Here is a 13,057-nt window from a genome sequence, read left to right on the forward strand (position 1 = left end):
CATCTGCGTTGACGGGCGCAATCGCGATTATGGCTTTCCACCGACCGACCGTGCGCTACCTATGAGGCAAGTCGATTTGACCGCTCGAGGTCAAACAAGAAAAATGTCTTATCAGGAGCGCATCATGCAAAAGCGCCAGCTCGGCAGAACAGGTCTTTCTATTTCCCCGGTCGTCTTCGGCGGCAATGTCTTCGGGTGGACGGCCGATGAGAAAACCTCCCTCGAACTTCTAGACCGCTTCTTCGATGCCGGTTTCAACACGATCGACACCGCCGATGTCTATTCCCGCTGGGTCAGTGGTCATCAAGGCGGAGAATCCGAAACGATCATCGGTCGCTGGCTGAAACGCGGCACGCGCGATCGCGCCATTATCGTTACCAAAGTCGGCATGGACATGGGTCAGGGCAAGCCGGATTTGTCCGCCAAATGGATCATCGAGGAAGTCGAGAACTCTCTTCGCCGGCTACAAACAGACCATATCGATGTCTATCTCGCCCACACATTCGATCCGAACACAGACCAGGAAGAGACGCTCTCAGCCTTTACGAAACTGCAGCAGCAAGGAAAAATTCGCGCCTTCGGCTGCTCGAATTTCAATGCGGATCAGCTTCAGGCCTCGCTCGATATCGCCTCGAAAGCAGGTCTGCAACGTTACGATGTGATCCAGCCGGAATATAATCTTTACACGCGCGACAGCTTTGAAGGTCCGCTGTCGACGTTGTGCCAGCGGGAAGACATCGGTGTTATCAGCTATTTCGCTCTGGCTTCCGGCTTCCTGACCGGCAAGTATCGCAGCGCTGAGGATGCGGAGGGTGCGGCACGTGGCGGACGTGTCGGAACCTATCTCAACGAGCGCGGTTTTCGTATCCTCAAGGCGCTTGACGAGGTGGCAAAGGAGACGGGAGAAAAGCTCGCAACCGTTGCCATTGCCTGGGTTGCCGCCAAGCCCGGAATTACCGCTCCTATCGCATCAGCCACCAGCCTTTCACAGCTCGAAAGCCTCATTGCAGCCGGAAAGCTCTCGTTGACGTCCGCGCAGATTGCGCATCTCGACCAAGCGGGCGCCTAAGTTGGCCATTACCATCAGAGATGCAAGCCGAGAAGACGAGGCGCGCTGGCTCGAACTATGGAATGGCTATCTCGCCTTCTATCGTGTCAGCGTCGCCCCTGAGGTGACAGCCTCGACATTTGCCCGGGTTTTCGATCCGGCTTCCGCGCTAAAGATGCGCGTTGCTGAACTCGACGCGAAACTCGTTGGGTTTGCATTGTTCCTGACGCATGAGGGAACCTGGATTAAGGGTCATGACTGCTATCTGGAAGATCTTTACGTGGATGCTGCCTATCGCGGCCAGAAAATCGGCAAGGCTCTGGTGGATGACCTCGTGGCAATGAGCAAGGAAAAGGGATGGTCGCGGCTTTATTGGCATACGGCCGAAGACAATCGAACGGCGCGGGCGCTCTACGATCGATATGTTCAATCCGACGGCCATGTTCGCTATCGCATCTCGTTCGAAAAATGAGTCGGATCAGGAACATTTAGTTTAGCTGACGCTTCGAGTCTCCAGCCGAAAAAGAACGGCGTATCGAGTGTTTATCAATCGAGGAGAGCTATCGTGGCCAAGGAAAAGACCCTGGAAGACCTGTTTTATGACACGCTGAAAGACATTTACTACGCTGAACGGCAGATCCTGAAGGCATTGCCGAAGATGGCTCGCGCTGCACAGTCGGAAGAACTGAAGGCAGGCTTCCTGGAACATCGCGACCAGACGGAAGGGCAAATCGAACGTCTGCAGCAGGTTTTCGAAATTATTGGCCGTCGTGCTCAGGGCAAAACATGTGAAGCCATTCAAGGCATCATCGCAGAAGGCGAAGAAATCATGGAAGACTTCAAGGGCACATCCGCTCTCGATGCCGGCCTGATCTCCTCCGCCCAAGCTGTCGAACACTATGAAATCGCGCGCTACGGGACGCTGAAGACCTGGGCACAAACGCTGGGCTACAAGGAGGCTGCAACGCTCCTGGACCAGACGCTTCAGGAAGAAGGCGCCACCGACCAGAAGCTGACCAAGTTGGCAGGCACGGCGGCAAACGCCAAAGCTGCGGCCTAAGCTAGCTTCCATGCAAATGAGAGGCCGTGGCCCAGCCGCCACGGCCTTTTTATTTAGGCGCGCAACACACCGCCGGTCGTCTTTTCAACATTCGAGACGATCTTTGCGGTCAGTCCCTCAAAGTCTTCATCGGTCAGCGTTTTATCGACAGGCTGGATCTGTACTTCGATTGCCACCGACTTTTTGCCTTCGCCGAGGCTTGCGCCTTCGAAGATATCGAAGACGTTGACGGCCGTGATGAGCTTGCGGTCAGCGCCGCTTGCCGCCCGGATGATGGCACCCGCATCCACCGATTTATCGACAACGAATGCAAAGTCGCGCTTGACCATCTGGAACGGTGAGAGATCGAGCGCCGACTTGGTTCTCGTCGCCTTTTTCTTCGGCTCGGGCATAGCGTCCAAGTAGATCTCAAAGCCGCAGAGCGCACCGGAGACATCGAGTGCCTCCAATGTCTGAGGATGGAATTCACCAAAATGGCCCAGCACGACCTTTGGCCCCATCTTGATGACGCCGGAACGGCCCGGATGATACCAGTCAGGCGCGCCCCGCTCTATCTGGATATTCGCCATCGGCAAACCGCATGCCTCGAGAACGGCAAGAGCGTCTGCCTTTGCATCGAAGACGTCGACAGACTTCCCGCCACCCTTGGCAGCATTTGACCACAAACGCCCACTGCCATGCAGTGACGCAGTGCCACGGCGAAGCCCTCCCGCAACGCGCCGCTGTCCGGCTGGAGTGTCATCTTCATAAGTCCCAGAGACCTCGAAGATCGCGACATCGCCGTAACCCTTATCGGCATTGCGTTGTGCGGCTGTCAGAAGACCGGGCAGAAGCGACGGGCGCATATCCGACATTTCCGCGGCGATCGGATTGAGCAGTTTCAACGCGGGTTTTCCGCCGCCGAAAAGACGGGCGTGATCTTCGGGAATGAAGGACCAGGTGACAGCTTCAAGCATGCCGCGCGCGGCCAAGGCGCGCCGCGCCGACCGGGTACGCATCTGCAAAACCGTCAAGATGCGACCGTTTACCGCATCCTTAGCCGGCAAAGGTTCCGGCTTGATTTGATCTACGCCGTGGATGCGCATCACTTCCTCGACAAGATCGGCCTTGCCGTCGACATCGGGACGCCAGGAAGGCACCGCGACGGAAATACGCTCGCCACTGCCGGAGACCTCGAAGCCGAGGCGCGTCAGGATTTGCCGGCTTTCGTCAGGAGAAACGGTAAGACCGGTCAGCCGCTTCACTTCAGAGAAAGGAAACTCAACGAGCTTCTTCTGGTGACCTTGATAGCCGACAACCTTCTTCTCAGCTGCCTGCCCGCCGCAAAGCTCCAGAACAAGCTGCGTCGTGCGCTCCAAACCGGGCACCATATATTCTGGGTCGACGCCACGTTCGAATCGGTAGCGGGCGTCAGTGATGATGCCGAGCGCACGTCCGGACTTGGCAATGTTGATCGGATCCCAAAGCGCAGACTCGATCAAAACATCCGTTGTATTCTCATCGCAGCCGGAATGTTCTCCGCCCATGATCCCGCCGATTGATTCCAGACCCTTGTCGTCCGCAATCACAACGTTGCTCGGCGTGAGCTTATACTCCCGCCCGTCAAGAGCCAGGATGCTTTCTCCGTCTTTGGCGCGGCGCACGACGATCTCGCCGCTGACTTTGCCAGCATCGAAAACGTGCATCGGCCGACCTTGATCGAAGGTCATGTAGTTGGTCACATCAACCAGGGCGTTGATCGGCCTCAGACCGATCGCCTTCAGCCGGCGCTGCATCCATGCAGGGCTCGCGCCGTTCTTGACGCCGCGCACCAGCCGGTAAGCAAAGCCCGGGCAAAGACGCGCATCATCAAGATCCAGTCGGACCACCTGCGGGGTCTCTCCCGCGACGTCGAATGACGGCGCTTTTGGCTGCTTCAATTGGCCAAGACCGGACGCTGCAAGATCACGGGCAATTCCGTAAATGCTGGTGCAGTCGGGACGGTTTGGCGTCAGGTTGATTTCGATGACCGGATCATCAAGTCCGGCATAGGAGGCGAAGGACTGGCCAACCGGCGCATCGGCGGGCAGATCGATAATGCCGTCGTGATTGTCGGACATATCGAGCTCCTTTTCGGAGCACATCATGCCGTGGCTTTCGACGCCGCGGATATTGCCGACAGAAAGCGTCACATCGATGCCAGGCACATAGGTACCAGGCCGCGCCAGGGCGCCGACGAGACCGGCCCGCGCATTCGGAGCGCCGCAAACCACCTGCACGGGCTTTCCATCGCCCGTGTCGACGGACAGAACCTTCAGGCGGTCGGCCTGCGGATGAGGCTCTGCGCTCAGCACCTTGGCGATCACGAAAGGCTTGTAAGCCGCCTTGTCATCGACATCCTCGACTTCAAGGCCGATAGCGGTCAGGCGCGCGCAGACTTCCTCGAGCGAGGCATCGGTTTCCAAATGGTCCTTCAACCAGGAGAGCGTGAATTTCATTTTTGTCCCTCCATTAAGCGCTGAGGCCGCCGAACAGCGTCGGCACATCGAGCGGGCGGAAGCCGTAATGGCTCATCCAGCGCACATCCGCATTGAAGAAGTCGCGCAGGTCGGGCATGCCGTATTTCAGCATGGCGATGCGGTCGAGACCCATGCCCCAAGCAAAGCCTTGATATTCGTCCGGATCGAGGCCACCGGCGCGAAGGACATTGGGATGCACCATGCCGCAGCCGAGGATTTCCATCCAATCCTTGCCTTCACCGAACTTGATGATGGGGCCTGAACGGTCGCACTGGATATCGACCTCGAAAGAGGGCTCAGTAAAAGGGAAGAAGGACGGGCGAAAGCGCATCGTTACGCTGTCGACCTCGAAAAAGGTCTTGCAGAATTCTTCGAGGATCCAGCGCATGTTGCCGACATGCGCCGTCTTATCGATGACCAGACCTTCGACCTGATGAAACATCGGAGAGTGTGTCGCATCCGAATCCTGGCGATAGGTCTTGCCGGGAATGACAATGCGGATCGGCGGCTTTTGCGCTTCCATGGTGCGCACTTGAACGGGAGACGTATGGGTGCGCAGAACCTTGCGCTCGCCATTTTCATCCGGCTGCATGAAGAAGGTGTCGTGCATTTCGCGGGCCGGATGGCCTTCGGGAAAGTTCAATGCCGTGAAGTTGTAGTAATCCGTCTCGATGTCGGGACCTTCGGCAATCGAAAAGCCCATATCGGCAAAGATTGCCGTGATTTCATCGACGATCTGGCTGATCGGATGAATGCGCCCGCGCTCTGCCGGCGACGAGCGCACCGGAAGGGTGACATCGACCGTCTCGCTGGCAAGGCGGGCCTCGATGGCTGCCTTCTTGAGTTCGCTGCGACGCAGACCGATCGTTTCGGTAACAGTCGTCTTCAACGCGTTGATGGACGCGCCGCGCGTTTGCCGCTCTTCGGGCGTCATGGCGCCCAAGGTCTTCAGGAGCTCCGAGATCGATCCCTTCTTACCGAGGGCGGCAACACGAACCGCCTCGACGGCAGCCTCGTCCTGCGCCGCGGCAATATCGGCGAGCAACTGTTTTTCGAGAATATCCAGATCCGTCATTTTTCCTGCCTCTCGCGGGCGTCCTGTCTTTGATGAGAAACGTGTTTCAGATAGCTCGTCGCGTCGATAAATCGCCGCAGATCACTACCCATGTGGATGCGGCCGATCAACCGGGCAATTGATAACAAGCCGCCGAGAAAATCGGTCAGATCCTTCAACTGGCCCAATGCGGCGGAAGGCGCGCGTTCAGCCCAGGCTTGAAAGGCTCTGTCATATGTTGATCGGCCTTGGCGGGCGCGGCTCGTCAACTGAAGAAAAAGAAGCCAAACGTCGCGCGCCTGCGCCAGGGAAAGCTGCATGACACTCGTGGGTTCTTCCTCGAAATCCATATAACCGATGCGGCCGTCCTTGATGAACATATCGCGGGGGTAAGGCCGGCCATGGCAAAGCCCGGCGGCATGGAGTGCGCCAAGCTCTGCCGCGCAATAAACAAGGAGATCGTCATGGCCCTTCGCGTCATCGCCGAAGCGCGAAAGCTGTCGGCTCAGCGTGATGCCGACATCGGAAAAGACGACCGCCCTGCCGGACCTGTAAAGGACCTCCGGCGTCGGAACGCCGCATGCCGCGAACTCCTCGATCCGGCGCACCTCACGTTCGGCCATTTCCTCATCCGTTAAAATCGGCGAAGGACGCAGAAAGGCCTTGTTCAAGAGTTTTGCGATGAGGCTTTGCAGAAAAAGCAGCTTTGGGCCGCGTTCCGTTCCATAGCGTTTGATCCAGACGGGCCCCTGCGAGAGCGGCACCCGTTCCACACGGCTGGACGATGACACAAGCGCAGCAAGAAGCTGAGGAATGTCATTCTCGGCAACTGCGGGCAGCATGTCATGTCCATTATGCATATTCACGCAGGCAAACCTTCCGCGCATTTGAGATCATAAGGCTGAAATGAAAAACCCGCGCCGGATTGACCAGCGCGGGTTTGAATTCATCTTTCGATTATTCGAAGAGCGCCGGCTTACTTGACGGCTGCTTCAAACTCGTTGGCCTGGCCGGTGTTCTTGAGATACTCAAGCGACTTCTTGGCAGCAGAAACCAGCGCACCGAATGCTTCTGGCTCATGGATTGCCATATCGGACAGAACCTTACGGTCGACTTCGATGCCAGCCTTGTTCAGGCCGTCGATGAAGCGAGCATAGGTAAGGCCAGATTCGCGAACTGCAGCGTTGATACGCTGGATCCACAAAGCGCGGAAGTTGCGCTTGTTCGCCTTGCGGTCGCGATAAGCATATTGCTTTGAACGATCGACAGCAGCCTTGGCGGCGCGGATCGTATTCTTGCGGCGGCCGTAGAAACCCTTAGCCTGCTTCAGAATTTTCTTGTGCTTGGCGTGGGCGGTAACGCCTCTTTTTACACGTGCCATTTCATGATCTCCTTAATCTTCAGCGTTCGCGATCAGTCTTAGAGACCGTTCGGCAGGTAGTTCTTCACGACCTTGCGGCCATCTGGTTCTGCCAGAACCATCGTGCCACGTGCATCGCGGATGAACTTATTGGAACGCTTGATCATGCCATGGCGCTTGCCGGCGGCAGCGGCCTTGACCTTGCCGGATGCGGTAATCTTGAACCGCTTCTTGGCAGCAGACTTCGTCTTCATCTTGGGCATTTTGCTACTCCGTTCTTGGTCTCTTGCGCCGGCCTGCCACAAAGGCCGCCTGCATCGACGAACCGTCTCCGGCTGCCGCACGATGGGCGAAGAGTTTTTGTTGTTGATCTGCGGACACGGCGACGAACCGGCCCACAAGCATTCGAAACTGCCACGGCATGCCCTGCCGGCCAGTTCGGACGCGCGCTTATAACCGCGAAGTCATAAAAGCGCAACGGTCGATATCAGGAATCTTTGTCCGATGGTCGGACCATGCCGACACTCAGCTTTCGGCTTCACCGCGAGGCAACCGCTCAAAACACAAAAGCCGCCCTTACGGACGGCTTTGACACCAGCGATCAGCCCGAAGTCAGACCCCAGGACACTCGCCGGCCAGTGTCATTTTACGATTTCGGAGCCAGCACCATCATCATCTGACGGCCTTCCAGCTTCGGTTCGGCTTCCACCTTCGCATATTCCAGCGTGTCGGCCTTAACCTGCTGAAGAAGCTTCATGCCAAGTTCCTGGTGAGCCATCTCACGGCCACGGAACTTCAGCGTCACCTTGACCTTATCGCCCTCTTCAAAGAAACGACCCATCGCCTTCATCTTCACCTCATAATCATGGGTGTCGATGTTCGGACGCATCTTGATCTCTTTGACTTCGACGATCTTCTGCTTCTTGCGCTGCTCAGCAGCCTTTTTCTGGTTCGCATATTTCAGCTTGCCCAGATCAAGGATCTTACACACCGGCGGCTCGGCATTCGGCGAGATTTCGACGAGATCGAGACCGGCTTCCTCCGCCATCTTTATAGCCTGATCGGTCGGCACGATGCCTAGATTCTGTCCCTCTGCGTCGATCAGCTGTACGCGGGGGATGCGGATTTCCCGGTTCGAGCGCGGCCCTTCCTTGACGGGCGCGTCGGCTTTAAACGGTCTGCGAATGGTCGTATTCTCCTTCGAATTGTTTCAATCGCTGCAACGCCCGGCATTAAGACAGGTTCCACCCACGGGACGGCTCAAGCGCTGCGGTCGATTTGATAGCACGCTTTAGCGTAAAAATCACCTGCTGTCAGCCTGTCAAGAATCTGTTTTATAGACCGGAAAACAGGAGATTCGTTGATGTCTGATGCAGCCGTGACCGACACACCTCAATTCATCACTGTGGGAACAGGCGCTGAGGCGCGCGATATTGCCTATATAGTGCGTCCGGGAGCACCAGACAAAGATCTACCGACTTTGCTCTGGTTGTCGGGCTACCGGTCCGACATGAGCGGCACGAAGGCCGTGGAGCTCGATCGCTTCGCCGCGCAAAACGGCTTTGGCTGCATTCGCCTCGACTATTCCGGTCATGGGGCCTCGAAGGGGCGGTTCGCAGATGGCACGATCTCGCGCTGGCTTGAGGAGGTGCTGGCGATTCTCGCGCATATTGCGCCGGCCGAAGTGCTGGTGGTCGGCTCTTCCATGGGCGGATGGATTGCGCTTCGCCTTGCGCAGGAACTGCAGCGTCAAGGCGCGGCGACGGCCGTAGCCGGGATGGTGTTGATTGCCCCTGCCCCTGATTTTACCAGCGACCTGATCGAGCCGCAGCTGAGCGACGCAGACCGCGCCGTTCTGACCGAAAAGGGATATTTGGAGGAGCCGTCTGCCTATAGCCCCGAGCCCAACATCTATACGCGCGCCCTGATCGAGGACGGCCGGAAGAACCGGGTGCTGACCGGCATTATCGAAGTCGGCTGCGCCGTGCATATCCTTCAAGGAATGGAAGATAAGGACGTTCCCTATCTGCATGCCATGAAGCTCGTCGAGCATCTGCCGGCGGACGATGTCGTTCTGACCTTCGTGCGCGATGGCGACCACCGCCTCTCGCGTCCACAAGACATCGCCCAGATGCTTTCGGCGGTTGAAAACCTCGTCGGTTAATCTCCCTTAAGGAACTATGAACGTCGCGAAACCCCTGAGAAATGGGGGTTTCTGTTGCATTTTAACCATCTTTTACGGTTCTATGACAGCCCGAACAACTACCGATTGACTTGCCGCGCCCCTCTCCGTTAACGTTTTGTTAACGATCAAAGGGCGATGCAGGGAACAATAGGGCGTGCAAATCAAGGGTCTTTTCCTGGCCATGATGGCCTTCTGTGCAATGTCGAGCGCCGCCATGCCGGCATCCACGACAACAACGCGATCCATGGTCATTGGCAATACGACGTCACAGCCGATCGGCCATTACGATTTCTGTCAGAGATACCGCAATGAGTGCGGCTCGATCCGCGATACGGCGGTGCTTCAGATGGACGCGGACAAATGGGCCCTCGTCCAATCGGTCAACATGCAGGTGAACACCACGATCAAGCCGATGACCGACATGGAGATCTACGGCAAGGAAGAATATTGGGCTTACCCAACGACTGCCGGCGATTGCGAGGATTATGCACTCCTGAAGCGTCGTATCCTCATGCAGCGCGGAATTTCAGCGGCAAATCTCTTGATGACCGTTGTTCGCAAGCCGGACGGTGAAGGCCACGCCGTGCTGACGCTGCGCACGACCGACGGCGACTACATTCTGGATAACCTGTCCTCTTCCGTGAAGCTGTGGTCGGATACGCCATACTCCTTTATCAAACGCCAGGCGAGCTACAACGCCGGACGCTGGGTCACGATCGAAAACGGCCGCGACCTTCTGGTTGGCGCGTTGCACTAAGAAACAAGAAGAAGCCGATATCGAAAGCCCCGCTGTCGCCAGCGGGGCTTTTTTGTTAAGGGCGGGTGCGAAACTAGCCAACTTTCATCGAGTGTACTGACTTGAACGCAGGATCACACCGATGGAGACATTCGTCTCGAAAGGAATCAGCCGTCCAAGACAGTCAATCTCACTCGGGGTTTCGGAAAGACCACGACGTACTTGCTGGACGACACCTGTCCACGCGCCGCTTGCATCATCCATTGCCGATGAGAACGCCGGCTGCCAGTACGAGGCCGCCGCCGAGCACGACCTGGAAGGCAGCGCGCAGGAACGGGGTTTCCATATATTTGTTCTGAATGAAGGCGATCGCCCAGAGTTCGAAGAAGACGATGACGGCGGCGGTGATGGTTGCCGTCCAAAATTCTGGGATAAGATAAGGAAGCGCGTGGCCAAGGCCGCCGAGCGCTGTCATGATGCCGCAGGCAAGCCCCCGCTTGATCGGCGAACCGCGTCCTGAAATCTTGCCGTCGTCATGCGCTGCCTCGGTGAAGCCCATGGAGATACCAGCACCGACCGAGGCCGACAGACCAACAAGAAAGGTCTGCCAGGTATCTTGCGTTGCGAAAGCGGCAGCGAAGATCGGAGCGAGGGTCGAGACAGAGCCGTCCATGAGGCCGGCAAGGCCGGGCTGGACATAGGTCAGCACAAACTGGCGCTTCGCCGTTTCGTCTTCGGCGCTTTTGACGTCTTCGGGAACATGCTTCTCGGTCAACATGCGGGCGATGTCTTCGTGGCCTTGTTCGGCCAGCGCCAAATCGCCGAGCAGCTGCCGGGTCGAGGCATCGCTGGTCCGCTTTGCGGCTTCCACATAAAAACGATAGGCCTGCTCCTCCATGGCCTCCGTTTCATGACGGATAGAATCGATCGAGAGGTTTTTGCGCAGCCAATCCGGCTTACGCTCATAGAAGCCGCTGACATGCTCACGTCGGATCAACGGGATACGTTCCCCGAAACGCTGGCGATGGATGGCAATCAGCGAATTGCGATGGGTCTGCTCGACCTCGGCCATGTCCTCCAGCAACTTGGCAGACGCCGGGAACTGGGCACGGACAGAATCGGCATACGAAAGGTAAATCCTGGCATCATCCTCCTCCGCCGCAATGGCGACGGCCAGAATTTCCTGTTCGGTCAATGAATCGAAAGAGCGTTTGGACGAGCGGAAGAGACGCAGCATCAGAGCATTCCTAGTTTAGATAAATTCTAATCTAGCAAGATTGCGTCGTCTGACAAGGCGGGAAAATCGAATTCCGCCAAAAGCGCGACGCGCAAGATCGTCTGCGCTTTGGAGCAGGCATCACCTCAGCGCCCGCGTGCCTCATCGAGGATCTCAAGCGCCTCTTCAGGCTCCATGTCCATGACCTGACGGGCAAGACTGCTGGAAAAGCCATTGCGTATGAAGGCTGCGAATTCTTTCGCAAGGCGCTTTTCATCCGCGTCCAACCGGCGGAACGGGCCGAAGGCCCTGCGCTTTGCAAAGGCCACGGCTGCAGCGCGATCGTCCGCCTGCGCCAACGCGGCTGAAATATCTTCCTGCCCTACGCCCTTGATGGCAAGCTTCTGAGCCATAAAACGCTTGGAACGACCGCTGCGCTCGCCTGAACGTGCCATGGTCTCGGCATAAGTGCGGTCGTCGATCGCCTTCAGTTCGTGGGCGAAGGACACCGCGTAGCGCGCAAGGGCAGCAACCTGCGCCTCGTTGATATCCTCAAATTTACTCTTGGCTTTGCGTGCGATGGCATCATGCAGCTGCCGCTCGCTCATCATCCATCGTTCGAGACGGTAGATCGTAGCGTTTTTTGCCCAGGTCAGCATGCGCGGCGTGGGCGCAGCCTGCGGCTCGTCTTCGGGCGGCACAGTCACCATATCAGGCCTTCACGTTACGGACGTCATGCGAGCCGATAAGGTGGAGGCATGCGTTAATGTCAACGATGTGCGGCAATCTTTTTGTAGAAAAGGGTCGTATCGCAATAGCCGCCCTGCGGCCAAAGGGCATAATCGGGGATGACGCCAGCTCGTTGCCAGCCGAAGCGGGGATAGATAGCCTCGGCATCACTGCCGGTCGCGGTATCGAGGACCAGCAGGCTCAGTCCCTGCTTCACTGCAGCCGCCTCGGCCGCCTGCATCAGTTCACGCGACAGACCCTGGCCCCGCGCCTTAGGGTGGATAAGAAGCTTGCGCAGATCGGCCCGGTGCGGCTGGTTCGGCGCGGCCGATGGCGCCACCTGTACCGTCCCGACAGTCCGGCCGCGTATTTGCGCCCCAATCAGGATCAGGCGACCCGCCTCCACATCCTCGGCAATCTTTTCCCAATAGGCGACAGCATCTTCGTGCCGGTAAGGCTGCATGAAGCCGACGGAGGCGCCTCCTTCGACACATGCGACAAGCACGGCGGCCAGGTCGTTGACGGCAGCCCTTGCAGCAAAATGATCCAATATCGTGATAATGACGGGTGCAGTCATGGCAATTCCTTGGCATATGGGATGGATTGACGCTCGAAGATCACTGCGTAGCGAGCAGGTGTCTTTCCCGGATTGTAAAAGATGTGGCCGCGACCGAGCGGCATGAACAGACAATCGCCAGGCGAAAGTCGATGTGTGTTCTCGCCCACCGTCATCTCAAGCTCGCCTTCGAACAGCCAGACGTGCTGCAATTCGCCGCGCTGGGGCTGCGGCGGTAACGAAACACGCGCACCGGATGGAAAGTCGACCTCGACGATATCGACCCTGGAGGGGCTGCCCGCAGGCGATACGGAACGCCGAACATAGCCGGTTTCCGGATCACGCCAGACCGGTTGCTCTCGACGCGGCAAAAGGGGCGATGGGGCCGTGGTCTGATCGGCAAAGAAGGTTGAAAGGGAAAAGCCGAGGGCCGAGCAGAGACGCGCCAAAAGCGCGGCCGTGGGGCTTGCTTCGCCGCGCTCGATTTTCGAGATCATCGCGCGGCTCACGCCCGATGCTGTCGCAAGCGCTTCGATTGTCAGCCCTTGCTCCGCTCGCAGCTCTCTCAGTTTTGCGGCAATCGCGCTGTCCGTCGAATCATCCATTATGTTAGAA

General features: G+C 57.6%; 15 protein-coding genes. 5 read left to right on the forward strand and 10 right to left on the reverse strand.

Annotation, left to right across the window (positions count from 1 at the left end):
• The first annotated feature begins 124 nt into the window (after positions 1 to 124).
• The 3 genes from VQ830_RS10810 to VQ830_RS10820 all read left to right on the forward strand — a co-directional run bounded on the left by VQ830_RS10810 (position 125) and on the right by VQ830_RS10820 (position 2,108).
• The gene (locus VQ830_RS10810; protein ID WP_337268104.1) at positions 125 to 1,069 is read left to right on the forward strand and encodes an aldo/keto reductase; all 945 of its coding nucleotides are present in this window, start codon (positions 125 to 127) and stop codon (positions 1,067 to 1,069) included.
• Between the two features lies 1 nt (position 1,070).
• Entirely contained in the window at positions 1,071 to 1,520 is a 450-nt protein-coding gene (locus VQ830_RS10815) for a GNAT family N-acetyltransferase (RefSeq protein ID WP_337268105.1), read from the forward strand.
• 93 nt (positions 1,521 to 1,613) lie between these two features.
• Positions 1,614 to 2,108 (forward strand): YciE/YciF ferroxidase family protein, encoded by a 495-nt coding sequence (locus tag VQ830_RS10820; protein WP_337268106.1) that lies wholly within the window; start codon positions 1,614 to 1,616, stop codon positions 2,106 to 2,108.
• Positions 2,109 to 2,161: 53 nt separating this feature from the next.
• On the opposite strand, the gene pheT is transcribed toward VQ830_RS10820, so the two are convergent.
• The 6 genes from pheT to infC all read right to left on the reverse strand — a co-directional run bounded on the left by pheT (position 2,162) and on the right by infC (position 8,206).
• Positions 2,162 to 4,585 (reverse strand): phenylalanine--tRNA ligase subunit beta, encoded by a 2,424-nt coding sequence (pheT, locus tag VQ830_RS10825; protein ID WP_337268107.1) that lies wholly within the window; start codon positions 4,583 to 4,585, stop codon positions 2,162 to 2,164.
• Between the two features lie 13 nt (positions 4,586 to 4,598).
• Positions 4,599 to 5,681: a phenylalanine--tRNA ligase subunit alpha gene (gene pheS / locus VQ830_RS10830; RefSeq protein ID WP_337268108.1), complete on the reverse strand. Its 1,083-nt coding sequence runs from the start codon at positions 5,679 to 5,681 to the stop codon at positions 4,599 to 4,601.
• Complete coding sequence (locus tag VQ830_RS10835) at positions 5,678 to 6,520, reverse strand: BUD32 family EKC/KEOPS complex subunit (RefSeq protein ID WP_337268173.1); 843 nt, start codon at positions 6,518 to 6,520, stop codon at positions 5,678 to 5,680. The genes pheS and VQ830_RS10835 overlap by 4 nt, the downstream gene beginning before the upstream one ends.
• 116 nt (positions 6,521 to 6,636) lie before the next feature.
• Complete coding sequence (gene rplT, locus VQ830_RS10840; RefSeq protein ID WP_337268109.1) at positions 6,637 to 7,041, reverse strand: 50S ribosomal protein L20; 405 nt, start codon at positions 7,039 to 7,041, stop codon at positions 6,637 to 6,639.
• Positions 7,042 to 7,079: 38 nt separating this feature from the next.
• A complete protein-coding gene (gene rpmI / locus VQ830_RS10845; protein WP_337268110.1) occupies positions 7,080 to 7,283 on the reverse strand; it encodes a 50S ribosomal protein L35 in 204 nt (67 codons plus the stop codon).
• A gap of 383 nt (positions 7,284 to 7,666) precedes the next feature.
• Positions 7,667 to 8,206: a translation initiation factor IF-3 gene (gene infC, locus VQ830_RS10850; RefSeq protein ID WP_337268174.1), complete on the reverse strand. Its 540-nt coding sequence runs from the start codon at positions 8,204 to 8,206 to the stop codon at positions 7,667 to 7,669.
• Positions 8,207 to 8,383: 177 nt separating this feature from the next.
• Between infC and VQ830_RS10855 the strand changes: the two genes are divergently transcribed.
• Together VQ830_RS10855 and VQ830_RS10860 are read left to right on the forward strand one after the other, a co-directional pair.
• Complete coding sequence (locus VQ830_RS10855) at positions 8,384 to 9,184, forward strand: alpha/beta hydrolase (protein WP_337268111.1); 801 nt, start codon at positions 8,384 to 8,386, stop codon at positions 9,182 to 9,184.
• 175 nt (positions 9,185 to 9,359) lie between these two features.
• Complete coding sequence (locus tag VQ830_RS10860) at positions 9,360 to 9,962, forward strand: transglutaminase-like cysteine peptidase (protein WP_337268112.1); 603 nt, start codon at positions 9,360 to 9,362, stop codon at positions 9,960 to 9,962.
• 235 nt (positions 9,963 to 10,197) lie between these two features.
• On the opposite strand, the gene mbfA is transcribed toward VQ830_RS10860, so the two are convergent.
• The 4 genes from mbfA to VQ830_RS10880 form a co-directional block, all read right to left on the reverse strand.
• Positions 10,198 to 11,181: an iron exporter MbfA gene (gene mbfA, locus VQ830_RS10865; RefSeq protein ID WP_337268175.1), complete on the reverse strand. Its 984-nt coding sequence runs from the start codon at positions 11,179 to 11,181 to the stop codon at positions 10,198 to 10,200.
• 122 nt (positions 11,182 to 11,303) lie between these two features.
• Positions 11,304 to 11,867: a regulatory protein RecX gene (locus VQ830_RS10870; RefSeq protein ID WP_337268113.1), complete on the reverse strand. Its 564-nt coding sequence runs from the start codon at positions 11,865 to 11,867 to the stop codon at positions 11,304 to 11,306.
• Positions 11,868 to 11,926: 59 nt separating this feature from the next.
• Entirely contained in the window at positions 11,927 to 12,463 is a 537-nt protein-coding gene (locus VQ830_RS10875) for a GNAT family N-acetyltransferase (RefSeq protein WP_337268114.1), read from the reverse strand.
• The gene (locus VQ830_RS10880; protein ID WP_337268115.1) at positions 12,460 to 13,047 is read right to left on the reverse strand and encodes a helix-turn-helix domain-containing protein; all 588 of its coding nucleotides are present in this window, start codon (positions 13,045 to 13,047) and stop codon (positions 12,460 to 12,462) included. The genes VQ830_RS10875 and VQ830_RS10880 overlap by 4 nt, the downstream gene beginning before the upstream one ends.
• Between the last annotated feature and the right edge of the window lie 10 nt (positions 13,048 to 13,057).

The organism is Oryzifoliimicrobium ureilyticum (genome assembly GCF_037199735.1).
GTDB classification, from domain to species: Bacteria; Pseudomonadota; Alphaproteobacteria; order Rhizobiales; family Rhizobiaceae; genus Rhizobium; species Rhizobium ureilyticus.

Coding starts and splice junctions, on each gene's coding strand:
- VQ830_RS10835 (WP_337268173.1), bottom strand. CDS start 6,520: ATGCATAATGGACATGACATGCTGCCCGCAGTTGCCGAGAATGACATT.
- VQ830_RS10855 (WP_337268111.1), top strand. CDS start 8,384: ATGTCTGATGCAGCCGTGACCGACACACCTCAATTCATCACTGTGGGA.
- rpmI (WP_337268110.1), bottom strand. CDS start 7,283: ATGCCCAAGATGAAGACGAAGTCTGCTGCCAAGAAGCGGTTCAAGATT.
- VQ830_RS10810 (WP_337268104.1), top strand. CDS start 125: ATGCAAAAGCGCCAGCTCGGCAGAACAGGTCTTTCTATTTCCCCGGTC.
- rplT (WP_337268109.1), bottom strand. CDS start 7,041: ATGGCACGTGTAAAAAGAGGCGTTACCGCCCACGCCAAGCACAAGAAA.
- VQ830_RS10870 (WP_337268113.1), bottom strand. CDS start 11,867: ATGGTGACTGTGCCGCCCGAAGACGAGCCGCAGGCTGCGCCCACGCCG.
- VQ830_RS10875 (WP_337268114.1), bottom strand. CDS start 12,463: ATGACTGCACCCGTCATTATCACGATATTGGATCATTTTGCTGCAAGG.
- pheT (WP_337268107.1), bottom strand. CDS start 4,585: ATGAAATTCACGCTCTCCTGGTTGAAGGACCATTTGGAAACCGATGCC.
- VQ830_RS10880 (WP_337268115.1), bottom strand. CDS start 13,047: ATGGATGATTCGACGGACAGCGCGATTGCCGCAAAACTGAGAGAGCTG.
- pheS (WP_337268108.1), bottom strand. CDS start 5,681: ATGACGGATCTGGATATTCTCGAAAAACAGTTGCTCGCCGATATTGCC.